The sequence below is a fragment of the Sandaracinomonas limnophila genome, assembly GCF_004005965.1.
Classification (GTDB): domain Bacteria; phylum Bacteroidota; class Bacteroidia; order Cytophagales; family Spirosomataceae; genus Sandaracinomonas; species Sandaracinomonas limnophila.
In genome coordinates, this window is the sequence record NZ_SACY01000001.1 from 723865 (window position 1) to 747933 (window position 24069).

The window sequence follows — 24069 nt, forward strand, 5'->3', positions numbered from 1 at the left end:
ATAACCCATAATTCATAATTCATAATTCATAATTCATAATTCATAATTTTACGCCGCGTTCGCGCCAGACTTCAACTTTTCACTCTCCACCCCTGCTTCTCCATCTCTCTGACCCGTAAACTTCGATGTCCATGCTCTTCCATCACGATACCGCGCATGAAATAGATGCCTGAACCACGAAAACTGTATCGTTGCAAGTCAGCAGGAAAATGAACTGTATCAAAAAACTCCCCATTACTATCTAAAAAATATCCAAAATACATCCGATCTCCTTTCTTGGTGCGGGTAGGTTTGAGCGTCACCAAATATCCTAAAATACTTCCCTGGTTTAGCAACAAATGAGCATCCAAATTGGTTTCCGGCAATTCTGCTAATAAATCAAAAGGGTTACACAAGGGAAATCCCAACAACTCCCACTCATCATAGGCGTCTTCCAAAGGATAAGTAACCAAAGTGGGTAGGGTGCCTATATCCCAAGTCGATTGCTCAAACATTTCCAGTGCCACTGGCTCTGCTTTCTTACCACAAAAACGGGCATGAGCCTCCCAAAGTAAGGTTTTCTTGCAACGATGTAAGGAACGAAAAGCCCCAACACGAATCAATAAAATGGCTTGCTCAAGTCCGATGGGAACTCTTCGAGCAAAATCGTCCCATGAAAGAAATGGACCATCTTGTGTCCTCGATTCAATCAAACACTGCACCACACGTTTCTCCAAACCTTTGATATGTACCCAACCTAAATAAATGGTATGGCCCTGAATGCTGGTTAAATACTGACTTTCATTGATATCGGGTGCTTCAATCTGCGCCCCACCCCTTCGTGCCTCATGCACATAAAACTCAGTTCGATAAAATCCGCCAAAATTGTTAATCACCGCCACCATAAACTCCAAAGGAAAATAGGTCTTCAAATAAAGACTTTGATAACTTTCCACCGCAAAGCTGGCCGAATGGGCTTTACTAAACGAATACCCACTGAAACTTTCCATTTGTCGCCACACTTCTTTCGACACCTCTGGCGCATAACCTCTCTCAGCACAATTCACAAAAAACTGTTCCCGAATCTTTTCAAATTCGGCCCTAGAACGGTATTTGCCCGACATCCCTCTACGCAACACATCAGCCTCAGCCAAGCTCAAACCCGCAAAATAGTGAGCCACCTTAATCACATCTTCTTGATAAACCATCACTCCATAGGTTTCTTGCATCAACTCACCCATCAAGGGATGCGTAGGCTCATAAGAATCCGGATTATGGTGTCGGTCAATATAGGCCTTCATCATACCTGAGCTGGCCACACCCGGACGAATAATGGAACTCGCTGCCACCAAGGTCAAGTAATTATTGCAATTCAATTTCTTAATCAATTGTCGCATTGCTGGCGATTCAATGTAAAAACAGCCCATTGTTTCATGGCTCTCCAACTGCATACGTACCCGCTCATCTTTCATAAAATCCTGCACCCGATGCACATCTACATCAATACCTCTATTTTCCCGAATGATGTCAACCGACTCTTTAATATGCCCCAATCCTCTTTGCGAAAGAATATCAAACTTGGCAAAACCTACTTCCTCGGCCACATACATATCGAACTGACAAATCGGAAATCCCTTGGGCATCGGTTCTAAAGCGGTGTAATTCGACAAGGGCTCTTCCGAAATCAATACTCCGCCCGCATGGATGCTCAAATAATTCGGAAAATCGAGCAATAAATTGCCATATTTGACAATCAAACGATGTAATTCATCCCCACCTTCTTTCCTAATGAGCGAATCTGGCTCCAACCAAGCATCTATTTCAGACTTCGGCAGGCCAAAGACCTTGGCTAATTCTCGGTAAATAGATTTATCACGAAAAGTGACGTAGGTGGCCAACAAACAAACCCGACTCGCCCCATACCGTTTGAAAATATAGTCGATGATTTCGTTGCGCTCATCCCAAGAAAAATCAATATCAAAATCGGGCGGACTTGTCCGATGCGGATTGATGAATCGTTCGAAATACAAATCTAAGGTAATGGGGTCCACATCTGTAATACCCAAACAATAGGCTACAATGGAGTTCGCTCCACTACCCCGACCCACATGAAAATATCCTCGCGATCGAGCATAGCGAATGATGTCCCAAGTAATCAAAAAATAGGCATTAAAATGTAATTCATGAATCACCTTGAGCTCTTTTTTCACACGCTCCATCGCTTGCTTATCTGTTCGCCCGTAGCGATACTTCACCCCTTCAAAAGCTAACTTTTGAAGTAATTCACGATCATCTTCCTCACTTGCACTGAATATTTTTTTATTTTTAGACGTATAAAATTCGAAGGAAAAATGACAATCAGCCAACATCTCTTCGGTGGCTTGGAGTAAAGTTGGATAATCCTGTAAAAAATCTTTTTGTTGCTCGGGACTCCATAAAAACTCATCATGGGAAGCCTGGGATTGACTAGGCAATTTACTGAGCAAAGTATTTTTATCAATGGCACGCAGCAAACGGTGCATCGAAAAACCCTTTTTGTCTAAAAAAGTAACTGGATGTGCCCACACAAATCGACTCAAATCTTTTTCCTGCCAAAGCTGTTTTTTATCCTTTGCTTGTACACCAATTCGCTCATAAGTACCCAAATCTTGGATTTTTTTACGCTGCTCGAAGGAATAAATCACCCACACATCATCTCCCAAATCAGGCCTATCTGGCCAAGGCAAATTTTGCGACAAATACCGAGTGGCAAACGCATTGATTTTCGAAAAACCAGCAGGATTCCGCGCCAAACAATTATACTTCAAGTCATCCCCTGAACGGAATTCCATCCCCACCACCGGTTTCACTCCCCACTTTTCACAAGCTTGGACAAAGTCGTACACCCCCGACACCCGATGGATGTCGGTCAATGCCAATGTCTGGATTCCCAGCACATGGGCTTTCTCCACTAATGTTGAGGGAGAAACAGTGCCGTATCGTAGGCTGTAGTAGGAGTGAGTGAACATAGTTAGGTGGACCGCCCCCGGCGCTTTGCGCCACCCCCTCCTTCAGAAGGAGGGGGAAGGGGGAGGTAAATCATACGGCTCTCCCTAACACATAATCCCCATACCTTTTTCGGATACGGTCAATCGCTTGGTACAAAGGAGCCAATTTAGCGCTATCATCAAATAAATTGAGTTGTTCTTGACCTTGCAAGAGTTTCGAAAAACGAATACCGACGAGGCGAATGAGCAGCCGGCGATCATACAATTTCTCAAACAAATCCAACACCGCCGGCATCAACAGGTGATCGGATGCCGTGGCTGGTAATACTTGCTGTTTCGTATGTGTATCAAAATTTGAATAGCGCAATTTGACCGTTATGCAGGAAGTGCATTGCCCTTTCTGTCGCAAATCGGTGGCCAATTGCTCAGTCATCGAAATCAACAAACGCCTGAGCTTATTCACATCCGTTGTATCCTTATCAAAAGTCATTTCCTTGGAGAGCGACTTTTGTTCGTGATACGGCACCACGGGCGACAAATCAATCCCATTGGCGCGCTCCCAAAGCATCACGCCCGATTTCCCGAAAGTGCGCTCCAGCACCCGCATGGGCATCTGACTTAAGGTACCCACCTGAGAAATTCCCATATTTCGCAAGGTTTGAGCGGTTACCGTGCCAATCATCGGAATCTTACCCACAGGCATCGGGGCCAAAAAAGCCTTTTCTTCGCCGATAGGTACCTGCATTTGTCCAGCAGGCTTGATGTGATTGGTAGCCACCTTAGATACTGTTTTGTTAACAGAAAGACCAAACGAAATCTGCAATCCCGTCTCTTTCTGAATCGTTTCCCGGAGTTCTGAAGCAAATTTATAGGTGCCAAAAAACCGATCCATACCCGTCATATCTAAATAAAATTCATCTATCGAAGCTTTTTCCACCACCGGAGCCCGCTCGGTAATGAGCTTCGTAACACCATCCGAATACTTCGAATACGCCTCAAAATCACCACGTAAAACAATAGCATCCGGACAAAGCTTGCGCGCCATCCGCATCGGCATTGCTGAGTGAACCCCAAACACTCGCGACTCATAACTGCAAGCCGCCACCACTCCCCGGTCCGACATCCCGCCCACAATAACAGGCTTACCCAGCAGCCGATCGTCTCGCAATCGCTCCACCGAGACAAAGAAGCTGTCCAAATCCATGTGCACAATTGATCTATTCTGCATAAAAAAACTAGATTTTTGCTTTATTTGAATACATTTTGTAATTTAGATTCTTAATGAACCACAAATTAGCATACTAATTTTATTCATATTTTCGAATTTTACAACAAAATGAATACATTTTTCAGTCAAAATCTACGATTATTACGCAATCGAATGCCAGAAAAAACTTCGCAAGAAAAATTGGCCGAATTGCTAGAAATCAAAAAACCAACTCTAGGATCTTACGAATCTGGCCGCGCAGAGCCTAAATACGCAGATTTAATCAAAATCGCACAATTCTTCGATGTCGAAATTGACGAATTACTCAAAGAAGATTTATCGAAGCGCCCCGCCGGAATTCGTCGCTCCAACCTACGAATTTTAGCCACCACCGTAGACTCTGAAAATAACGAAAATATTGAATTTGTGCCCATTAAAGCCCTTGCAGGCTATACGGCATCGTACGACGACGTGGATTTCATCCAAGAATTACCCACCTTCCAAGTACCTTTTTTATCCAGTGACAAAAAATATCGAGTTTTCCCTATAAAAGGAGACTCCATGTTGCCACTCCAATCAGGATCTTTAGTCTTTGCCGAATACATTGAAAATTGGCACGACATCAAAGACGGCACCATCTGCATCGTTGTCACTCGCGAAGACGGCGTGGTTCTGAAAAAAATTAACAATCACCTAGCCGAAAAAAACGTATTAATCCTCAACTCCACCAATACCCTATTTGACCCATACCCTATCCTAGGCTCTGAAATCCAAGAAATCTGGAAATTCGCCGGATATTTTCAAGAAGAATTTCCGAATTGAGGTAAGAGGTAATAGGTAATAGGTAATAGGTAAGAGGTAATAGGTAAGAGGTAAAAACCGGTGCCTGAGGCTGAGCGAAGCGAAGAAACTCGAAGGCACAGCAACAACAAAGCCCAAAGGGCTTTACTTCCATAGCCCCGGGTTGCAACCCCGGCAAAACAAAACGATTACAACGAACCCCGCAGGGGTTCAATTTTAAATAGCCCTGGGTTGCAACCCAGGGCAGGGTGACAACCCGGGAACGAATAATAACAATGAGCCAACAAAAAATAGCAAGCCAATTGGGCCTCACCACCCAACAAGTAAAAAAAACCATCGATTTATTAAATGAAGGTGCCACTGTGCCCTTCATCGCAAGATACCGCAAGGAAATAACTGGCTCATTAGACGAAGTTCAAATTGCTGCCATCCGCGACCTCAATCAACAATTAATCGATTTAGAAAAAAGACGTGAGGCAATTTTAAAGTCCATCAAAGAGCAAGAAAAACTTACTCCTGAATTAGAAAAAGCCATTTTAGCTGCAGACAACTTGCAGACTTTAGAGGATCTCTATCTGCCCTACAAACAAAAACGCAAAACAAGAGCAAGCATCGCCCGCGAAAAAGGATTGCAAGAATTAGCAAATTCATTGTTCAAACAAGGACTCCAAAATCCCAATGAATTGGCCAAAACCTTTATAAACACCGAAAAAGGTGTCAAAAACACAGAAGAAGCACTTGCTGGCGCGCGCGATATATTAGCTGAAGAAATCACCGAACATATCAAATCTAGAGAAATTGCCCGAGAGGCCTTTCTGAAAAACACCACAATTCACTCACAAGTATTGAAGGGCAAAAAAGAATCGGGAATCAAATACAAAGATTATTTCGACTGGAACGAGGATCTCAACAAAGCGCCCTCTCACAGAGTTCTGGCACTCATGCGTGGAGAAAATGAAGAAATTCTTTCTCTAAATATTCAAGGACCCGACGAGGACATCATCTATCGATTAGAAAACAAATTTCTATCGGGCAGAAATGCCTGCGCCGAACAAGTTTCTTTAGCCATAAAAGATGGCTATAAACGCTTGTTGCAACCCTCAATGGAAACAGAATTCCGCGGAATTATCAAGAAAAAAGCAGACGAAGAAGCCATTCGAGTTTTCGCAGAAAATGTCCGACAACTATTATTGGCTGCACCCCTTGGACAAAAAAGAACTCTTGCGCTGGACCCAGGATTCAGAACAGGTTGCAAAATGGTATTTCTTAATGAGCAAGGAAATTTAATTGAAAATAACACTATTTACCCACACAATGGTTCAAATGCTGCCATTGAAGCAGGTGAAACCGTAAAAAATTGGGTTAAAAAATACCAGGTTCAAGCAATTGCAATCGGAAATGGAACCGCAGGCAGAGAAACAGAAGCATTTGTGAAAAGCCTGGGACTGAAAGACATTGCCATCATCATGGTCAATGAAAGCGGTGCATCCATTTATTCTGCTTCCGAATTGGCAAGAAAAGAATTTCCAGACAAAGACGTAACCGTCCGCGGTGCCGTTTCCATAGGTCGCCGATTAATGGACCCTTTGGCTGAATTAGTAAAAATTGACCCCAAATCCATCGGTGTTGGACAATACCAACACGATGTGGACCAAAAACTTTTACAAACTTCATTAGACGACACGGTTATTTCTTGCGTAAACTCCGTGGGCGTTGAATTAAATACCGCATCTCAACAAATACTTAGTTATATTTCTGGACTAGGGCCTCAATTAGCTCAAAACATCATTGATTATCGTTCCCAAAATGGGAAATTTACGCAACGAACTGAACTTAAAAAAGTCCCACGTTTAGGAGAAAAAGCATTTGAGCAAGCCGCTGCCTTTTTACGCATCAGAGGAGCTAAAAACCCATTAGATGCATCAGCAGTCCATCCGGAGCGCTATAACCTAGTAGAAAAAATGGCCAAAGATGTAGGTTGCAAGGTTGGCGATTTATTAGAATCAGCCGATTTAAGAGCTAAAATAAATATCCAAAATTATGTAAGTGAAAATGTGGGCTTACCAACCTTAAAAGACATCCTAAACGAATTAGCCAAACCAGGTCGCGACCCTCGTGAACAATTTGAAGCATTCTCATTTACAGATGGCATCAATGAAATAAAAGACCTTCGAATTGGCATGAAATTACCTGGAATTGTTACCAATATCACCAATTTCGGTGCATTTGTAGATATTGGAGTTCATCAAGATGGCTTAGTTCATGTGAGTCAATTAGCCAACAAATTCGTCAAAGACCCCAATGAAGTTGTAAAAGTCCAACAAAAAGTAATGGTAACTGTTACTGAAATTGACGAACCAAGAAAACGAATTGGCTTAAGTATGAAAATGTAATTACTTTTTATAAAAATCCTTAATCGGCTTATATGGCCCATATTTATGCTGCTGCTCCGAATATGGGTCATCATACGGTCCAAAAGGATGATCAAAAGGCTTCCCCCTCCTTCTTGGCCAATCTGCACTTAAATCCTTACTAGGACGAGGCATCGAATTCACAAAGGCCGCAACATCCCATGCCTCTTCATCCGTCAATTGCGGACTATCATACTTGACACCCAAGGGCATATTGTATTTTACAAATCCCGCAAAATTTGAAATTCTGTACAAACCTGCACCTATATTGTAACTATTTGCCCCCCAAAGCGGTGGATAGGTATAAGATTTCTTGTTTTCAGCTAAAACTCCTTGTCCATCAACTTGGTGACAAGATTGACATTTGGCCATATAAACTTCTTTTCCTTTCATTGGATCACATGCCCTTTTCAAGCCCTTCAACTTAAAAATTCCTGAACCTTTAGGCGTTTTTTTCTTCTCAACATCTTGTCCAACCCACTTGATATACGCCAAAATAGCCTTCATTTCTCTACTAGTCGAATCCAATCCTTTACCATTCAAACTTCTTTGAAAACAATCATTCACCCGCTTAATCTGATTTTCTTTAGTGCCAGAACGCTCACGAAATTTTGGATAATTGGCCTGTACGGCAAAATAATTATTCCCCCATGGCTTTGTGCCTGCATCCAAATGACAATTTTGACAATTCATTCCATTTGAAATAGCCTTCACGGACCCTCTAGGACCTAAATAATCTGAAGTATGTGCAATTAATTCTTTACCATATAGTACTAAATCCTTTTCAGTAGAATCTAAATACATCATCCGCCAATCAGATGGAGCAGTCCACAAATGTGTAAAATTAGAATCAATGGCAACGCTATCTCCATTTACTTTAATTTTTTGTTTACTGCTTGGAAGAACATTCCACAGAAAAATAAAAAAAAATAAAAAGCCTAGCAATAGCCCTAAAACACTTATTTTCTTCGATTGATCAAATCCCATACCAAAAATTTTCAAACAAAATTACATTGCAGGTTATTTCTACATGTGACTATTGTCACTTCGCAACCTAAAAAACTTACCTAATATTAAACATCCAATTTAACAAATAATACTATGAAACATCAAATTTTAATCATTGGAGGCGGTAATGCGGGTATTTCTGTGGCTGCTCAATTATTGAGAAAAAATAAATCTTTAGACATTTCAATTGTTGAACCTTCCGCAAAACATTATTATCAGCCAGCTTGGACTTTGGTAGGCGGAGGTGAATTTGATATAAATGATACAGTCAGAGAGGAACAATCTGTAATGCCCAAAGGTGTTCATTGGATCAAAGAATTTTGTGAATCATTTCAACCAGAAGAAAATCAGGTGACTCTTAAAACGGGTGAAAAAGTATATTATGACTATTTAATTGTAGCTCCTGGTATTCAGGTCAATTGGTCAGCTATCAAAGGTTTACAAGAAAATTTGGGTAAAAATGGTGTTTGCAGCAATTACAGTTTTGAATCGGCACCTTATACTTGGGAGTGTCTTCAAAATACAAAAAAAGGAAAAGCTATTTTCACAAATCCGAATACCCCAATAAAATGTGGTGGAGCACCACAAAAAATCATGTATTTGGCAGCAGATTATTTTAAAAAACACCATGCAGCCAATCAAGTAGAATTTTGGTCGGGGGGAACACGTGTTTTTGGAGTAGAAAAATACGAGAATACCTTGAAAAAAGTCATTGCAAATTATGGAATCAAAACCCAATTTTTTGTTCGTTTGGATGAAATTGATGTCCAAAATAAAAAAGCAAAATTCATTGGTATTGGTGAAGCAAATAAAGATCAAGAATATTGGGTTGAGTTTGACATGATTCACGTTACTCCCCCACAATCTGCCCCAGATTTTGTAAAAAATAGTCCTTTAGTAAATGCTGGAGGCTGGGTGGATGTAGATATTCATACACTTCAACACAACAAATTTAAAAATGTATTTTCTTGTGGCGATGTTGCCGGACTACCCGTTTCACGTACAGGCGCAGCCATCCGTAAACAAGCCCCTGTATTGGTTCAAAATTTATTGAAGGTTATGAATGGGAATTCTGCAACAGAATCTTATAATGGCTATTCTTCTTGCCCAATTATCACAGGATATGGCAAATTGGTTTTAGCTGAATTCGACTACGACAACCAACCCACTGAAACCTTCCCTTTTGACCAATCAAAAGAAAGATACAGCATGTATTTCCTCAAAAAATACATTCTACCCTTTTTATATTGGACACAAATACTACCAGGAAAGATGTAAAAGGGGATTTTATCCCCTTTTTTTGTACATTTGAATATTAAAGCCCAACACTTGCATATCCTTATCGTTCACGACCAAAAACTTCCCGTTTTCACCTATGGCGGAACTGAGCGCGTGATCTGGGGATTGGCAAAATCGCTTAAAAAACTAGGTCATCAGGTTAGTTTTTTACTTCCTCAAGGCTCCTCCTGCGACTTTGCAAAGGTTTTAATTTTCAATCCAGAGCTTTCCATAAATAAGCAAATTCCAGAAGATATTGATTTGGTTCATTTACAGAAAGAACCAAAAGAGCCTTTGACAAAACCCTATTTAGTTACCATTCATGGCAATATCAACGAACAGAGGCCTATTGATTCAAATGCCGTTTTTGTTTCAAAAAATCATGCCAATAGATACAATTCCGATTCTTTTGTTCACAATGGATTGGATTGGGAAGATTATCAAAAACCGGATTTAACCATTCCTCGAAAACATTTTCATTTTTTAGGCAATGCTGCCTGGAGAGTAAAAAATGTAAAAGGTGCTATCGCAATCATCAATAAAGTTAAAGGAGAAAAATTAGCCGTTTTAGGAGGTAATAGGTTTAATTTCAAAATGGGTATTCGATTCACTTTTAGCCCGAAAGTTTCCTTTTATGGGATGGTGGGTGGAGCCCAAAAATGTGAATTATTAAATTATTCAAAAGGTTTAATTTTCCCCGTTCGCTGGCACGAACCCTTTGGTTTAGCCATTACCGAAAGCCTTTTTTACGGCTGTCCAATCTTTGCAACCCCCTACGGTGCCATTCCAGAATTAGTTTCAAATGAATTTGGTTATTTATCTAATCAAGAAGATGAATTAGCACAGGCTATTCAAGACGCAGAAAACTATTCTAAAATTAAATGCCATGAGTATGCAGGAGATGTTTTCAATTCGGATGAAATGGCAAAAAACTATATGAAAAAATATGAGATGGTATTAAATCAGCAAAAGCTGAATGAAACACCACCTCAATTAATCAAAATCGAACCAAAATTTTTGGATTGGATCCAATAATCTTGCGACTAAAGTCACGCCAAACCCTTCTTCAACCTACTAATTTTGTATCATTAAGGCTTTAAATAAGACCAGCCTTCTTCTTGTTTCAACACAATTTCAGCTACCCCAGAAGGTACAAAATTGGCAATAGGAAGAATCGTTTTACGGTCAATTTTACGGTCGCGAATTGTATTTTCACATGCCATAAATTTAACACCCGACAATGCTAATTCTTCAATTTTTGCTTTTTGTGTTGTTTTTGAATCAATTAAAAAAGAGATTCCTGCCCCATGAGCCACAACCTCAATTTGTGTATCAACACCCAAAGCAGTTTGCAAATTACCCACATTACGAACAACACCATGCCAAGCTGTAGTATCAGCTGTATTTAAATGTACAACCACACGATGCTTTGGCTTTGAGAAACCAGCAAAAGAAACAAATAAAATTGCAAGAAGAAAATAAGTAAATCGTTTCATAGTATAAAAAATTAAAACCTAAATTAATAAAAATTATATGAAATCCATTTGGAATGAAAGATATCAAAACGAAGATTATCAGTATGGTAAATCTCCCAATGATTTTTTCGAAAAAAATATTAATAATTTAACATTAGGAAGAGTTCTCATTCCAGCAGCTGGAGAAGGAAGGGATGCAATCTTTGCTGCAAAAATGGGTTGGGAAGTCGAAGCCTTTGACTTATCAGAAATGGCAAAAGAAAAAGCGATAATTTTATCAAAAGATAATAAGGTAGAAATTTCCTTTGAAGTGGCAGATGTGCAATCAATTAATTATCCCGAAAATTCCTTTGATGTAATTGCCCCCATTTTCTTTCATTTACCTGAACAATTACGCAAGGATTTTCATTTAAAATGTATAAAATGGCTTAAACCAGGTGGGAAAATTATACTTGAAGCGTTTACAAAAAATCAAATCAAAAACACCTCCGGTGGCCCAAAAGACCTGAATTTGCTTTATTCAAAAGAAGAAATTGCAGAAGATTTCAAAGAATTAAAAATTGAACTTTTGCAAGAAACAAGTCGAAACCTTAACGAAGGCCCCCTTCACCAAGGAAAAGCAGACTTATTACAATTTATTGGAACTAAAATTTAAAAAATATGTTAAACTTACTGAAGAATTTATTAGGAATGGGTCCAAAAGTGGATCTAAAAGAATTAATGAAAAATGGTGCACAAATAATTGATGTTCGTACGCCATCCGAATTTGCTGGTGGACACCTAAAAGGTGCCATTAACCTCCCCTTACAAACCCTTGGAAATAACCTTTCCAAAATTAAAAAAGATAAACCTGTAATCACCTGCTGTGCCTCCGGCATGCGTTCCAGCGCAGCAAAAAGACTATTAAAAAGCAATGGATTTGATGCACACAACGGTGGTGCTTGGTTAAGTTTAAAGTAACCATAACCCATAACCCATAACTCATAACTCATAACATATAAGATGAACTTCAAAGAAATAATATCCTCAGATAAACCCGTTTTAGTAGATTTTTCTGCAGAATGGTGCGGACCTTGCAAGCAATTGGCCCCAATTTTGGAACAAGTGAAATCTAAAGTTGGAGAAACCGCAAAAATTGTCAAAATTGATGTGGATAGAAACAGAAAAGTAGCCGATCAATTCCAAATTCGTTCGGTACCTACTATGATTTTATTCAAAGATGGAAAATCTGTTTGGCGACAATCGGGCGTCCAACCGGCACATGTTTTAGAAAACTTGATTAAACAATATTCAAAATGAAAAAATTATTAGCCATTTTGGCCATTTCAGCAAGTTTAATAGCCTGCAACAAACCTGAAGGCATTCAATCAATTGATGCAGCTACCTTTCAATCGAAAGAAACGAAAGCCCAGCATCAGCAATTGTTGGATGTAAGAACTTCAGATGAATTCGCCAAAGGACATATAGAAGGCGCCATCAATGCAGATATTAATTTGGGAGATTTCCAAACTCAACTAGCTAAATTAGATAAATCAAAGCCTGTTTTTGTTTATTGCCTTTCGGGTGGTCGTTCATCTTCTGCTGCAGAGGTTTTAAAAGAAAATGGATTTAAAGAAATCTATAATTTAGAAGGAGGTATTTTAGCCTGGAATGCAGCTCAATTACCTTTAAGTACAACATCAGGAGCCCAAATGGCAGGAGGAATGAGTCTGTCTGATTACCAAAAACTGGTCGCATCTAAAAAATCAGTAATAGTAGATTTTCATGCAGAATGGTGTGGCCCCTGCAAAAAACTAAGTCCTATTTTAGAGAAATTTGTAGAGGAACAAAAAGGAAAAGTTGAATTAATTAAGATAGACGTCGACCAAAATCCTGCCCTCGCTGAAGCTCTTAAAATTGAAGCTATTCCTTATGTGGAACGCTACGAAAATGGGAATTTGCAATGGAAAAAATTGGGACTTTTCCCCGAAAACGAATTAAAATAATCGCAATTGATCTTGGGCTCGAAATACTTTTCGAGCCTTCATTTTTTCCGACGAATAGGGCTTAAAATACCCTTTCAAATCCTCCAAAGGCATTCCGTGTACCCAATCGGCTTCCTTTTCTAAGGGAATAATCAATGGCATTCTTTTCTTGGTATTGTGAATTTCCTCCATCAACTCATTAGCAGGAGTTGTCAAAATTGAAAAACTTGCTTGCTTCATTTGCGTTTTAGGATTCGTCCAAATAGCATAAATACCACCCAGAGCAAATGGACCTTCACTTACCAAGCTGATCTCCCATTCGGTCTTTTCCTTCCCAAGGTGTTGCCACTCAAAAAAACCGTCCACTAACACCAAACATCTTTGTCGGAGAATGGACGGTTCAAAGGTTGGTTTTTCAAAAACGGTTTCCGTACGAGCATTCAATGTTTTACTCGGAAAATCTTTGGCTTGATCTTCATCCGCCCAAGCTGGAATTAATCCCCATGGAATCAATTGTATCTCTTCAGGTTTTCCTTGCGTAATCAATGGCAAAGCAGCTTGAGTAAATCCAGAAACCTTACCTTTGACCAATTGCTCTTCAGCAAATTTTCCCTTTGCCTTGAATCTACTTTCTAAAGCTTTTTTTGAACTTTGCTGATCAGTATAATAACACATTTTAAAACAATTTGCTTTAATTTACGTTTAAATAGAAAATTATTCACCATGAAAACTTTAAAATCATTTCTAATTTATAGTCTATTTATGGTCATTGGTTTTAGTTCCTGTGGACAAAAAACAAAAAATTCTCAAGCAAGTATGGAAAATTTACCGAAAAACGAAACCGAATGGAAAAAGAAACTCAGTGCTGAGGAGTTTTACATTCTTCGACAAAAAGGCACCGAAAGTCCTTACACAGGTAAATTTTTAATGCACAAAGAAAAAGGAATTTACACCTGCAAAGGCTGTGGAGCCCATTTATTTACATCAGACTCCAAATTCGACTCTCATTGCGGATGGCCAAGTTTTGACAAAGAAATCAAGGCCGGGGTCATCAAAGAAACGCGCGACCTCTCCCATGGCATGGACCGAATTGAAATTACCTGTGCCAAATGTGGTGGCCACCTCGGACATGTGTTCAACGATGGACCTACTGACACAGGTTTACGCTATTGTGTGAATTCTGTTTCATTAGGGTTCGAATCGGGGAAATGAAGAATATAAGAATTGGGGAATATAGGAATTGGAGAATATAGGAATTGGGGAATATAGGAATTGGGGAATATAGGAATTGGAGAATATAGGAATTGGAGAATATAGGAATTGGAGAATATAGGAATTGGAGAATGTAGGAATTGGAGAATAAAAGAATCGGGGAATTTGAGAATCGGGGAATTTGAGAAATTGGGGAATTTGAAAAATATTTCAAAAAACAAACCTAGAGGGATTGCACATCTATAACATTTGAAAATATTTTAATAAACAATCCCAGAGGGATTGCACATCTATAGCATTTGAGAAATATTTTAATAAACAATCCCAGAGGGATTGCACATCTATAGCATTTCGGATTGTGAGAGAGATTGATCGACCCCAGCGGGGTCGAATTAAATAAAAAAATGACCCCGCTGGGGTCAAAAAACATTGGGAAGAATTTTCGGCTATATGTGCAATCCCTCCGGGATTGTTTTTCGAAATATTCCCCAATTCCTAATATTCCCCAATTCCTAATATTCCCCAATTCCTATATTCCCCAATTCCTATATTCCCCAATTCTCAAATTTCACTTCTTCTTACAACAACTCGGCAATTTTTCATACCCCTTGGCATCCGCAACAGCTTCATCTGCATCATACCCAACCTCTGTAATTGCTTTTTTCACTGCCTCAAAAGTGGTTTTAGAAACATCGTAGGTTACCGTCACCACCTTATCATTCAAATCTAATTCCGCCCTTTTTACACCTTTGCTCAGCGTCAAATTCTTTTCAATGCGCTCTTTGCACATTTCACAAATGGCAGAAGTTCTAATTTTGATCTTTACTTTTGGACCTGCCATTAATACAGCAGGTGCCAAAAGAAACAAAAACATTAGTTTTTTCATTTTTTAACAGCTTTTAAATCCATTCCGCATGAAGGACATTTGCCTTTTTTGTCGTAGGTCTTTTTGCCTTCACATTTCATTGGGCACTGATATTCTTCTTTCTTAGTTGCCTCTTCTTTTTTAGCAGTAGCATGTTGCTCGTGCTGTGCAAATGCGCTCATTGTTCCCAACAAAATTGCGCTCATTAAAACGATTTTTTTCATGATTAGTTGATTTTTAAACGTGTACCTAAATAAAACATTGACCCCGTAACCGGCCCCCAAACCATTGTGGCATCAAATCCAGATGAAAAGGGACTATTGGCATACATTACTGGGTTTTCTTGCTTAAAATTAAACATATTTTCGGCTCCTACATACATTTCCCACTTTTTAAATTTTCGACTAACTTGAGCATAAGAAGTGGAAAAGGCAGGCGACTGATTATTCAAAAAGAAATCAGCATTTTGAGATAAATGTAGTGTACTTGGAATTCTCCTCGGACCATTCCATTGGAAGGTGTAATCAAACTTCCATTTTTCGTAAGGAGTATAATAGGAAACATTCACCAAAACCCTTTCTTTGTTGATAAATGGCTTTTGCAATCGGACAATATCCCCATAATCTAACTTATAATCTGCCTGAACATCTTGAATTCGATAAGCGACTTTTACATCCATTCGCTTGATTGGACTATAATTCAACTCCAATTGTAAGGAATTTGCAAAAGATTTACCAGGACTCTTGTAGATATAAATCGCATGGGCCGTTTCCATATCCAATAGCCATTGTTGCTCAAAATTGGTTTGATAGGCATCTAAAACAAGATTTACTTTTCTATTATTCACAAAAAAATCATAACTCAAACTACCTCCTGTATTCCAAGCGATGTCCATGGGTGAACCTGAACTCAAAGCAATGTTTAGACTTCTTTGATTGGCAAAAAATCCAAAATTATCCGCAAAGAAATTCACTCGCCTCCAACCTTTTCCGCTCGAAAAACGGAAAATTAAATTCTCATTGATATCCCATTTCAAGTGCATCCTTGGCACCCATTGTGTCCCTAACTGGTTATGAAAATCAAGTCTATTGCCTAAAATGAAGGTAAACTTTTCGGGATAAGTGTACGTATATTCATAGAAAATACCCGGCACCACTTCTCTCCTGTCCAAAATTTGACCCACATAACTTTCCTTAAAATTATCTAACAAAAAGCTTCCTCCTGCACGCCAGGAGTGATTGGTGTTGCCAATGATAGACTGATAAATCAAATTGGCGTAAAAACTTTGCTCATTTCCAATGTAATTTCGAGTTGCGAAGTAGGACAAATTATCATGATTATACCCATTTAAAATTAATCCAATCCCCTTGTAAGGTTTATCAGGAAATAGACGAGCAATTTTAGCAAAACCCTCTATCCGATTCGTTTTACTTCCAAAACCATAAATTAAATTTCTATCTGAACTATTGGCATAAAAATTCTTTTGTCCAGCCAATCGATCTTCATATAAAACATTTATCCCACCCTGCACCATCCAAAGATCCGATTTATATTTCCAGCGATTCAACAAATTCACTTGTTGGTACAAGGGAACATCTAAAAATCCATCCCCGTTACCATCAAAACGATAGGCCTGAGAGGAATAATGGGCAAACCAACCTGTCGACAAATGATTATCAAATTTCTTTGCCCCTTGCTGATTCACCTCAAAACGGCCTTGGGAGTTCGTGTAAGTATTCAAATAGTACTTATCTGTTGTATCCGGTTTTGCCAATTCAACATTTATGGCCCCGGCAATCGACTCATACCCATTCACCACAGACGATTGTCCCTTCGACAAATCAATCGATTGTATCCAGGTTCCGGGTAAATAATTTAATCCATACGTAGTTTTTAAGCCACGAATAGAAGGCATATTTTCGGTATTGGTTTGCACATAAATGCCCGACAAACCCAACAATTGGATTTGTTTGGAACCCGTTACTGCATCGTTATAATTTACAGAAACAGAGGCATTCGTTTCAAAACTTTCCGACAAATTACAACAGGCTGCCTTTGCCAAAGTTTTTACGGTTAAAACCTCTGTTTGCAAAGGCGATGTTCTGTCGTGAGGAGATGAACCTGCATAAACCACCACTTCTTTCAATTCTTTTTCCAAAGGCATTAAATGCACATGAATAGGTTTATTTGTAGGCACAAAAAGTGAATCTGTTTGAAAACCTGTGTAAGAAAATCGAAGAAATCCCTGAAATCCCTGAAGATCCAAGGTGAACCTTCCTTCCTTATTAGTTACTGTACCCTTTTTTAATTGGGGATGATTAACCACTGCCCCAACTAAATCGGCCATATTTCCTTGGGCATCAAGGCTCATCACTCTGCCAGAAATTACTTGTGCTTTACTATCTAAATTAATTGCTAGGTATAAGAATAACCCAAGCAAAATGCTATAAAATTTCATTTCAATATCGTTTTAAAAATTTAAAAATTAATAAAAAAATATTGGCATCAAATTTGAAAAACTTTTAGAAAAGATAGGTGAATTTTAAGCGATTGTAAGACCTCTAATTTTCTTAAAAAACCTCTAAAATTAGAATTGAATGATTTTTTAGTAAAATAATTTTCAAAAAATTGTATATTTTTTATAAAATTTTGAAATATTTTTTTCTCTTGAAATTTCTTTTCAGCAAAAGAATTTAATTTCAATAAATGTTGGTCAATTTTACAACATGATTGTTTCTCAAAATGCTTCGTAAATCCCTCATTAATAGACTTTTGAGGCATTTTGCAGCATTTCTTCAGATCATTGTATTGTACCTTTTTTGCCCCTGTAATTAAACAAGTAGAAACAGACCATGCAAGCCCTATTTGGCAGGTAAAAAGCCAAAAAGCTAGAAATAAAACAAGAAATCGTTTCAAAGCTTGCATAGAAATTAAACGTAAAATTACTAAATTTAGTTTCAAATTAAACATTTGAAAAACTTACTACTATACGTTTTCTTAATTTTATCAACTTATACTTCCTTTGCGCAGGACAAGTATCGCTACCTCGTCCTCTTTAAAGACAAATCAAATTCGCCCTATTCTTTAAGCCATCCGGAGGAATTTTTAAGTGCCAAATCAATTCAAAGACGACAAAAAAATCAGGTTGCTTATAATGAACAAGATATACCCGTAAACTCTACCTATTTAAAGGAATTAAGTCAATTAGGTGCCAAAATTATCTATCCCTTAAAATGGATTAATGGTGCACTGATTCAAATAACTCCTAGTTCTAAATCAAAAATATTGGCCAACGAACATGTCAAAGGATTTTATTACCCTTTTGCCATCGATTCTTCAGTTGTGACCAACAATAGCCTTCCCGCCACCGGAACTCAAGAAAAAACGGGTTCAGGAACAGAGGTTTACGGCACAGGAACCACCCAAATTGTACATATTGGACTAGACCACATGCACAATGCAGGAATCAAGGGTGATAATGTGTTGGTTACACTTTTAGACGATGGTTTTACGAATGTTCCAAGCCTTTCCGGATTAAAAAAAATCATCGACGAGAAAAAAATCATTGCCACTTTAGCTACCACCCCCGATCGAAAATCGGTATTTGAAAAAGGAAGTCACGGCACCAATGTGTTGAGTGTAATGGCCAATTATTCAGAAAATAACCTAATTGGAGGAGCTTATAATTCCTATTTTGCTCTAGCACAAACAGAAGAAAGTGAATGGGAAAAATTGGTAGAAGAGGTAAATTGGCTACGTGGTGCTGAATGGGCCGATAGTTTGGGGACAGACGTCATTCAATCTTCCTTAGGCTATACAGAGTTTGATTTACCTTTGTACAATCATACCTATGTACAAATGAATGGCAATACGAGTATTGCCACAAAAGCTGCCAATTGGGCAACAGATAAAGGTATTATTTGTGTAATTAGCGCCGGAAATGAAGGAACAAGCACTTGGAAATACATTTCTGCACCGGCAGATGCTGTAGACATTTTAACTGTTGGGGCAGTGAGTTCTAGTTTGTTGAAAATCGGATTTTCAAGTTATGGTCCCTCTTCTGATGGACGAATTAAACCAGATATTTGCGCCTTGGGTACAGGGGTAAAAGCCCTACAAATTGATGGCTCCTATGAATTTTTGAGCGGCACCTCCTTTGCAGCACCTTTGGTAAGCAGTTTAGTTGCCGGACTCGTGGAACAATTTCCCAATGAAACTGCACAAAAAATCAAATTAGCGGTTAAAAAATCGGCAAGTTTATACACTACACCGAATAACAATATGGGGTATGGCGTTCCATCGTATGAAAAAGCAGTTGAAATTTTAACCCCTATTTTGGCGACAAAAAACAATTCCGAATCAGATTTCAAGGCATATCCTAATCCGGTAGAAATAGGAAGTAGCTTTCATTTAAGTAGCTCCATTGCAGGAGAGTATTCAGTTAATATCATCAACACAAACGGTCAAATTCTGCAAAATTTCAATTGGCAGGGAGAAGAAAAAAATATTTCTTTAGGACCAATTGCCCCTGGCAAGCATTTTATTCAAATAAAATCTGCATCTTTGCTTCGAATAATTCCAATTATTGTTTATTAAATCCTATTTTAATGAAAAATAGAATCTTATCCTTGGACATCTTCCGTGGACTTACCATTTTCGGAATGATATTAGTGAATAACAACGGAAATGGAGAATACTCTTATGCTCCGCTTTTACATGCCAAATGGCATGGATTCACACCAACCGATTTAGTTTTCCCAAGTTTTTTATTCATCGTTGGGGTAGCTATTCGACAAGCCTTTAAAAATTTTGATTTTCAATTAACGCCCAGTTTGCGAAATAAAATCATTAAGCGAACTTTGCTTATTTTCTTGGTGAATTACATCATATTTTATTTTCCATTCACCAATTTTGATATCCATAAACTGCGTTATTTAAACGTTTTACCCAGAATTGCGCTCAGTTATTGCTTTGTTTCCTTCTTAATTTTAAAAACCCCAAGCAAGTATTTAACCTATATCAATGTAGGTATTTTGGTCGTTTACTGGTTCATCCTATGGATGTTTGGAGACCCGGGAGTACCCTATGAATTAGCCACCAACGCCATCGGAAAATTAGACATATTCCTTTTTGGTCCCGACCACCTGTACCACGGCAATGGTATTCCATTTGATCCAGAAGGACTTTTGAGCACCTTACCTGCCCTATCTACTTGTTTATTTGGTTACCAAGTGGCCTTATTTTTAGACGAAAAGAAAGACAAAAAAGAAGACGTTTTGTTAAACCTATGGATTTGGGGTATACTTTTAATTATGCTGGCATTAGCCTGGAACAGTGTTTTCCCCATCAATAAAAAAATATGGAGTAGCTCATTTGTGTTATTATGTGCCGGATTAGATATGCTACTTTTAGGGACAATTTATCACCTTGTAGACGTAAAAGGCAAAACACTTTGGAACGAGTTCTTTCTTGTTTTTGGCAAAAATGCCATCTTAGCCTATGCCTTTTCAGAAGTCTTAGCCATTCAAATGGGTCATTTCATGTTACCTTCAGGCGATAGTGAAATCAACTCATCCGACTGGCTCTATTGGCACGTTTTTGAACCCCTTTTCGGCAAATACAACGGCTCCCTGGCCTATGCCATTTCCTTCGTTTTAGTTTGCTGGAGCTTCTGTTGGGTGTTTTATAAGAGAAAGGTGTTTTTGAAATTATAAGTTATGGGTTATGGGTTATGGGTTATAACTCATAACTCATAACCCAAAACCGCTGCCCCAAACACCCCCGCGCTATCTCCCAGTATTGGCTTGACAATCGGTGTGAGCACTTCGCCTGAATTGAAAATATATTTTTTGATGCGGTCGTACCCAATGGTGTATAGCTCGTCTATGTTGCCTACTCCGCCTCCAATGACAATCACGTCGGGATCCATCACGTTAATAAGCGTTGAAATGGCCCTACCAAAATATTCAAACAAACGCTCCATGGTCGCCATGGCAAATTCGTCGGAATTGTTTCTATAAGCCTCCACTATTTCCTTCATGTTCTTCTCTTGCCCCGAAATCTTTTGGTAATAATCTTGCAAGGCCGGACCCGAAATTACTTGCTCCACACAGCCCGACTTCCCGCAGTAACAGTCCACTCCTCCTTCTTCCAAAATATTGTGTCCCCACTCGCCTCCAATGCCATGTAATCCATTGATAATTTTATTGTGCGCTACTAATCCACCGCCCACTCCCGTACCCATAATAATCCCAAATACAATCTCGGCTTTGGGATTCACTTGGGGAGCCGCCCCAAGCAAAGCCTCCGCCAAAGCAAAACAGTTGGCATCATTGGCTAATTTCACAGGACAAGCTAAAATCTCCTCCAAATCTTTTGCCAAGGCCTTTCCATTCAAACATTGCGTATTACTGTTTTTCATGGTTTGAGTGGCCGGATTCAAGACCCCTGGAGTTGCAAATCCAACTCGCTGTGGTTTTTGTTGGAAAAATTCAGTAGCCTGATCTACCAGCTTTTTTATTTGCCCTAAAATATGTTCGTATCCTTTGGCCGATTCAGTGGGCAAACGCTCACGAAATAAGACATTTTTCGGATTTTGTTTGTCCAAAACCGCCAATTCAATCTTGGTACCTCCTAAATCTACTCCCCAAAGTAATTCCATTTTATCTTCTGTTATCATGGTTTTCCATCATACTTAAATAGCTCAAATAACGAGAAACAGCAATTTCTCCTGTTTCCATAGACCGAATAACGGCGCAGCCTGGTTCTTTAATGTGTCGACAATTGTTAAACTTGCATTCCCCCAACAAGTCACGCATTTCAGGGAAATAATGGCTCAATTCTGCCTCTTCAATGTCCAATAAACCCATTTCATTAATGCCGGGACTATCAATTAAAAAAGTTCCTTCTCCTAACTCCCACATCGTTGCATAGGTAGTCGTATGCACTCCTTTTTTAGCAAAATCTGAAATTTCGTTAGTTTTGATGTTCAATCCGGGTGAAACTACGTTCATCAAGCTGGATTTACCTACTCCAGAATGTCCCGCCAAAAGCGTAATTTTACCTTGAAAAAGCTCTTTAAAATCCTCCAATCCCTGATTTTTATCTACGGAAGTCAATAAAATTCCGTACCCTAAACTTTGGTATAATCCTGCTAATTCAAATACTTCTTCCTGCTCATGTTCATTCAATAAATCCATTTTATTGAAAACGATCGTCACAGGAATTCGAAATGCCTCCGCACTTACTAAAAAACGGTCTAAAAATCCCAAAGAGGTTTTCGGCATTTTTAAGGTCATCACAAACAATGCTTGATCAAGGTTGCAGGCCATCAATTGTCCGTGGTGGGCATTATGAACCGATTTGCGAATGATGTAATTTTTGCGGGGTAAAATTTCATCAATGATTACCTTCTGATTTCCCTCGTCCTCCATTTCAAACATCACCCAATCCCCTACGGCAATAGGGTTAGAGGTTTGAAGTCCCTTCATTTTAAATTTACCCTTCAGTCGGCCATCAAAAACCTTCCCAGATTCTGAACGAATCTCGTACCAAGAACCTGTAGAACGCATGATTAAGCCTTTTTCCATCCCTCCAATTGATTAATAAATGTCATAATTTTTTTAGTTGCCCCAACATTTTCCTTTACAAATTGCGTTGAGGCCTTTTCAATTGCTAATCGTTTATCCGCATTTTTTTCAAAATCGCTTACCAAAATTTCCATTTCCTCGGTAGAGGAAATAACAAAAGCAATTCCTTTTTCAATCAAATCCACTGCTTCCTGAAATTTTTGGTAATTTTTATTGCCAAAAAAGATCGGTGGACCAAATACCGCAGCTTCTAAGGTATTGTGTAAACCAGCCCCGAAACTACCGCCAATATAGGCATATTTACAGGATTGATACAAAGAAGCTAAACGGCCAAATTCATTTACAAATAGAACTTTTGCCTTTTCAATTTCCGATTGAGTAGACCCTTTTGAATAGGCAACAGATTGCCCCAATTCATTGGCCCAGCGACTCATTTCCTCTGGGTGCATTTCATGTGGAGCAATAATCCATTTGAAATCATTTTTTTGAATTATCGGTATCAACACCTGCATATCGACATCCCACACAGAGCCTGCAACAGCAAATTCCGACTTCCCAACAAATAACTCCTTGATTTCCCAGTGTTCTATTTGCTGCGATAAATCCAAAACCCTGTCGAAACGAGTATCTCCAACCACCTCAAAATGCGAAATTCCATGAGCTGCCAACAAATCCGCTGATTTCTTGTTTTGCAAATACAAGCGAGTGAAATTGTTTAGAATTTGTCTAAAAAAGGAACCAAAAATGCCAAAAAATACGGAATTTTCTCTAAAAATGGCTGAAACCAACAAAGTAGGAATATTGCGTTTTTTCAATTCAGAAAGATAAAAATACCAATATTCGTATTTCACAAAAATCGCTAAATCGGGCTGAACCCAATCCAAAAAAGCTTTGGCATTTTTCTTGGAATCCAAAGGCAAATAAACCACCTCATCCACCTTATCGTAATTCTTTCGTACCTCATAACCAGAAGGAGAAAAAAAGCTCAAAACAATCCGATGTGTAGGATATTTCGCTCGGTATGCCTCAATTATCGGTCGACCCTGTTCAAATTCACCCAAAGAAGCCACATGAAACCAGACGTTTATTTTTCCCAAAGCTTCAACCCTTGTGGTTGAAGAGTGAGCCAGTGAGCGAGACCACCCTTCAACCATTAATTTTGCTTTCGCATGGAACAATGCTGCAAATTTTATCGTTTGCTTATATAAAAACAATCCAAAAGAATAAAGCCAAACACCCAAAATTTCGTAAATTTGATTTGAATTTTAAAATTACAAAAAATACTTTGCTCAA

Annotated in this window: 23 protein-coding genes; 11 read left to right on the forward strand and 12 right to left on the reverse strand. The window is 38.8% G+C overall.

Going from position 1 to position 24069, the window contains the following annotated elements; genetic code table 11:
* Window positions 1–71: 71 nt before the first annotated feature.
* Both EOJ36_RS03185 and dinB read right to left on the reverse strand, forming a co-directional pair.
* Complete coding sequence (locus EOJ36_RS03185; RefSeq protein WP_127802567.1) at window positions 72–2987, reverse strand: DNA polymerase III subunit alpha; 2916 nt, start codon at window positions 2985–2987, stop codon at window positions 72–74.
* Window positions 2988–3057: 70 nt separating this feature from the next.
* Window positions 3058–4194 carry a DNA polymerase IV gene (gene dinB / locus EOJ36_RS03190; protein WP_127802568.1) on the reverse strand — a complete coding sequence of 379 codons (1137 nt, stop codon included), beginning with the start codon at window positions 4192–4194 and terminating at the stop codon, window positions 3058–3060.
* A gap of 108 nt (window positions 4195–4302) precedes the next feature.
* Between dinB and EOJ36_RS03195 the strand changes: the two genes are divergently transcribed.
* The gene (locus EOJ36_RS03195; protein ID WP_127802569.1) at window positions 4303–4995 is read left to right on the forward strand and encodes an XRE family transcriptional regulator; all 693 of its coding nucleotides are present in this window, start codon (window positions 4303–4305) and stop codon (window positions 4993–4995) included.
* Window positions 4996–5249: 254 nt separating this feature from the next.
* Window positions 5250–7367: a Tex family protein gene (locus EOJ36_RS03200; RefSeq protein WP_127802570.1), complete on the forward strand. Its 2118-nt coding sequence runs from the start codon at window positions 5250–5252 to the stop codon at window positions 7365–7367.
* On the opposite strand, the gene EOJ36_RS03205 is transcribed toward EOJ36_RS03200, so the two are convergent.
* On the reverse strand, window positions 7368–8372 hold the full coding sequence (locus tag EOJ36_RS03205) for a c-type cytochrome (RefSeq protein WP_127802571.1): 1005 nt from the start codon (window positions 8370–8372) through the stop codon (window positions 7368–7370).
* Window positions 8373–8486: 114 nt separating this feature from the next.
* On the opposite strand from EOJ36_RS03205, the gene EOJ36_RS03210 reads away from it, so the two are divergent.
* Together EOJ36_RS03210 and EOJ36_RS03215 are read left to right on the forward strand one after the other, a co-directional pair.
* Window positions 8487–9671 carry an NAD(P)/FAD-dependent oxidoreductase gene (locus EOJ36_RS03210; RefSeq protein ID WP_127802572.1) on the forward strand — a complete coding sequence of 395 codons (1185 nt, stop codon included), beginning with the start codon at window positions 8487–8489 and terminating at the stop codon, window positions 9669–9671.
* A gap of 51 nt (window positions 9672–9722) precedes the next feature.
* Window positions 9723–10706 carry a glycosyltransferase gene (locus EOJ36_RS03215; protein WP_127802650.1) on the forward strand — a complete coding sequence of 328 codons (984 nt, stop codon included), beginning with the start codon at window positions 9723–9725 and terminating at the stop codon, window positions 10704–10706.
* 53 nt (window positions 10707–10759) lie between these two features.
* Here the strand turns inward: EOJ36_RS03215 and EOJ36_RS03220 are convergent, their stop codons facing one another.
* On the reverse strand, window positions 10760–11167 hold the full coding sequence (locus tag EOJ36_RS03220) for a DsrE family protein (RefSeq protein ID WP_127802573.1): 408 nt from the start codon (window positions 11165–11167) through the stop codon (window positions 10760–10762).
* Window positions 11168–11204: 37 nt separating this feature from the next.
* Between EOJ36_RS03220 and EOJ36_RS03225 the strand changes: the two genes are divergently transcribed.
* The 4 genes from EOJ36_RS03225 to EOJ36_RS03240 are packed head-to-tail and all read left to right on the forward strand — an operon-like array spanning window position 11205 to window position 13131.
* Window positions 11205–11801 carry a class I SAM-dependent methyltransferase gene (locus EOJ36_RS03225; protein ID WP_127802574.1) on the forward strand — a complete coding sequence of 199 codons (597 nt, stop codon included), beginning with the start codon at window positions 11205–11207 and terminating at the stop codon, window positions 11799–11801.
* Window positions 11802–11806: 5 nt separating this feature from the next.
* On the forward strand, window positions 11807–12106 hold the full coding sequence (locus tag EOJ36_RS03230) for a rhodanese-like domain-containing protein (RefSeq protein ID WP_127802575.1): 300 nt from the start codon (window positions 11807–11809) through the stop codon (window positions 12104–12106).
* 42 nt (window positions 12107–12148) lie between these two features.
* Entirely contained in the window at window positions 12149–12445 is a 297-nt protein-coding gene (gene trxA / locus EOJ36_RS03235) for a thioredoxin (RefSeq protein ID WP_127802576.1), read from the forward strand.
* Entirely contained in the window at window positions 12442–13131 is a 690-nt protein-coding gene (locus EOJ36_RS03240) for a rhodanese-like domain-containing protein (protein ID WP_127802577.1), read from the forward strand. The genes trxA and EOJ36_RS03240 overlap by 4 nt, the downstream gene beginning before the upstream one ends.
* Here the strand turns inward: EOJ36_RS03240 and EOJ36_RS03245 are convergent.
* On the reverse strand, window positions 13123–13785 hold the full coding sequence (locus tag EOJ36_RS03245; protein ID WP_127802578.1) for an SOS response-associated peptidase: 663 nt from the start codon (window positions 13783–13785) through the stop codon (window positions 13123–13125). The two genes, EOJ36_RS03240 and EOJ36_RS03245, sit on opposite strands and share 9 nt — an antisense overlap.
* Before the next feature lie 48 nt (window positions 13786–13833).
* Here EOJ36_RS03245 and msrB point away from each other — a divergent pair, with 48 nt between their 5' ends.
* The gene (msrB, locus tag EOJ36_RS03250) at window positions 13834–14322 is read left to right on the forward strand and encodes a peptide-methionine (R)-S-oxide reductase MsrB (RefSeq protein ID WP_238944383.1); all 489 of its coding nucleotides are present in this window, start codon (window positions 13834–13836) and stop codon (window positions 14320–14322) included.
* A gap of 568 nt (window positions 14323–14890) precedes the next feature.
* On the opposite strand, the gene EOJ36_RS03255 is transcribed toward msrB, so the two are convergent.
* The 4 genes from EOJ36_RS03255 to EOJ36_RS03270 are packed head-to-tail and all read right to left on the reverse strand — an operon-like array spanning window position 14891 to window position 18157.
* A complete protein-coding gene (locus EOJ36_RS03255) occupies window positions 14891–15208 on the reverse strand; it encodes a heavy-metal-associated domain-containing protein (protein ID WP_127802579.1) in 318 nt (105 codons plus the stop codon).
* Entirely contained in the window at window positions 15205–15411 is a 207-nt protein-coding gene (locus EOJ36_RS03260; protein ID WP_127802580.1) for a heavy metal-binding domain-containing protein, read from the reverse strand. The genes EOJ36_RS03255 and EOJ36_RS03260 overlap by 4 nt, the downstream gene beginning before the upstream one ends.
* A 2-nt stretch (window positions 15412–15413) precedes the next feature.
* Window positions 15414–17645 carry a TonB-dependent receptor gene (locus tag EOJ36_RS03265; RefSeq protein ID WP_127802581.1) on the reverse strand — a complete coding sequence of 744 codons (2232 nt, stop codon included), beginning with the start codon at window positions 17643–17645 and terminating at the stop codon, window positions 15414–15416.
* A gap of 47 nt (window positions 17646–17692) precedes the next feature.
* Window positions 17693–18157: a hypothetical protein gene (locus tag EOJ36_RS03270; protein WP_127802582.1), complete on the reverse strand. Its 465-nt coding sequence runs from the start codon at window positions 18155–18157 to the stop codon at window positions 17693–17695.
* Here EOJ36_RS03270 and EOJ36_RS03275 point away from each other — a divergent pair, their 5' ends adjacent.
* Together EOJ36_RS03275 and EOJ36_RS03280 are read left to right on the forward strand one after the other, a co-directional pair.
* On the forward strand, window positions 18158–19783 hold the full coding sequence (locus tag EOJ36_RS03275) for a S8 family peptidase (protein WP_127802583.1): 1626 nt from the start codon (window positions 18158–18160) through the stop codon (window positions 19781–19783).
* Between the two features lie 11 nt (window positions 19784–19794).
* Complete coding sequence (locus tag EOJ36_RS03280; protein ID WP_127802584.1) at window positions 19795–20901, forward strand: acyltransferase family protein; 1107 nt, start codon at window positions 19795–19797, stop codon at window positions 20899–20901.
* Window positions 20902–20930: 29 nt separating this feature from the next.
* Here EOJ36_RS03280 and EOJ36_RS03285 read toward each other — a convergent pair whose 3' ends face one another.
* Genes EOJ36_RS03285 through EOJ36_RS03295 form a run of 3 tightly spaced genes read right to left on the reverse strand, consistent with a single transcriptional unit; the run spans window position 20931 to window position 24017 of the window.
* A complete protein-coding gene (locus EOJ36_RS03285; protein ID WP_127802652.1) occupies window positions 20931–21848 on the reverse strand; it encodes an ROK family protein in 918 nt (305 codons plus the stop codon).
* Between the two features lies 1 nt (window position 21849).
* Window positions 21850–22776 (reverse strand): ribosome small subunit-dependent GTPase A, encoded by a 927-nt coding sequence (rsgA, locus tag EOJ36_RS03290; protein ID WP_127802585.1) that lies wholly within the window; start codon window positions 22774–22776, stop codon window positions 21850–21852.
* Window positions 22761–24017, reverse strand: coding sequence for a 3-deoxy-D-manno-octulosonic acid transferase (locus tag EOJ36_RS03295; protein WP_127802586.1), 1257 nt, complete (start codon window positions 24015–24017; stop codon window positions 22761–22763). The genes rsgA and EOJ36_RS03295 overlap by 16 nt, the downstream gene beginning before the upstream one ends.
* Window positions 24018–24069 lie beyond the last annotated feature (52 nt).

Coding starts and splice junctions, on each gene's coding strand:
- EOJ36_RS03185 (WP_127802567.1), bottom strand. CDS start 2,987: ATGTTCACTCACTCCTACTACAGCCTACGATACGGCACTGTTTCTCCC.
- dinB (WP_127802568.1), bottom strand. CDS start 4,194: ATGCAGAATAGATCAATTGTGCACATGGATTTGGACAGCTTCTTTGTC.
- EOJ36_RS03195 (WP_127802569.1), top strand. CDS start 4,303: ATGAATACATTTTTCAGTCAAAATCTACGATTATTACGCAATCGAATG.
- EOJ36_RS03200 (WP_127802570.1), top strand. CDS start 5,250: ATGAGCCAACAAAAAATAGCAAGCCAATTGGGCCTCACCACCCAACAA.
- EOJ36_RS03205 (WP_127802571.1), bottom strand. CDS start 8,372: ATGGGATTTGATCAATCGAAGAAAATAAGTGTTTTAGGGCTATTGCTA.
- EOJ36_RS03210 (WP_127802572.1), top strand. CDS start 8,487: ATGAAACATCAAATTTTAATCATTGGAGGCGGTAATGCGGGTATTTCT.
- EOJ36_RS03220 (WP_127802573.1), bottom strand. CDS start 11,167: ATGAAACGATTTACTTATTTTCTTCTTGCAATTTTATTTGTTTCTTTT.
- EOJ36_RS03225 (WP_127802574.1), top strand. CDS start 11,205: ATGAAATCCATTTGGAATGAAAGATATCAAAACGAAGATTATCAGTAT.
- EOJ36_RS03230 (WP_127802575.1), top strand. CDS start 11,807: ATGTTAAACTTACTGAAGAATTTATTAGGAATGGGTCCAAAAGTGGAT.
- trxA (WP_127802576.1), top strand. CDS start 12,149: ATGAACTTCAAAGAAATAATATCCTCAGATAAACCCGTTTTAGTAGAT.
- EOJ36_RS03240 (WP_127802577.1), top strand. CDS start 12,442: ATGAAAAAATTATTAGCCATTTTGGCCATTTCAGCAAGTTTAATAGCC.
- EOJ36_RS03245 (WP_127802578.1), bottom strand. CDS start 13,785: ATGTGTTATTATACTGATCAGCAAAGTTCAAAAAAAGCTTTAGAAAGT.
- msrB (WP_238944383.1), top strand. CDS start 13,834: ATGAAAACTTTAAAATCATTTCTAATTTATAGTCTATTTATGGTCATT.
- EOJ36_RS03255 (WP_127802579.1), bottom strand. CDS start 15,208: ATGAAAAAACTAATGTTTTTGTTTCTTTTGGCACCTGCTGTATTAATG.
- EOJ36_RS03260 (WP_127802580.1), bottom strand. CDS start 15,411: ATGAAAAAAATCGTTTTAATGAGCGCAATTTTGTTGGGAACAATGAGC.
- EOJ36_RS03265 (WP_127802581.1), bottom strand. CDS start 17,645: ATGAAATTTTATAGCATTTTGCTTGGGTTATTCTTATACCTAGCAATT.
- EOJ36_RS03270 (WP_127802582.1), bottom strand. CDS start 18,157: ATGTTTAATTTGAAACTAAATTTAGTAATTTTACGTTTAATTTCTATG.
- EOJ36_RS03280 (WP_127802584.1), top strand. CDS start 19,795: ATGAAAAATAGAATCTTATCCTTGGACATCTTCCGTGGACTTACCATT.
- EOJ36_RS03285 (WP_127802652.1), bottom strand. CDS start 21,848: ATGGAATTACTTTGGGGAGTAGATTTAGGAGGTACCAAGATTGAATTG.
- rsgA (WP_127802585.1), bottom strand. CDS start 22,776: ATGGAAAAAGGCTTAATCATGCGTTCTACAGGTTCTTGGTACGAGATT.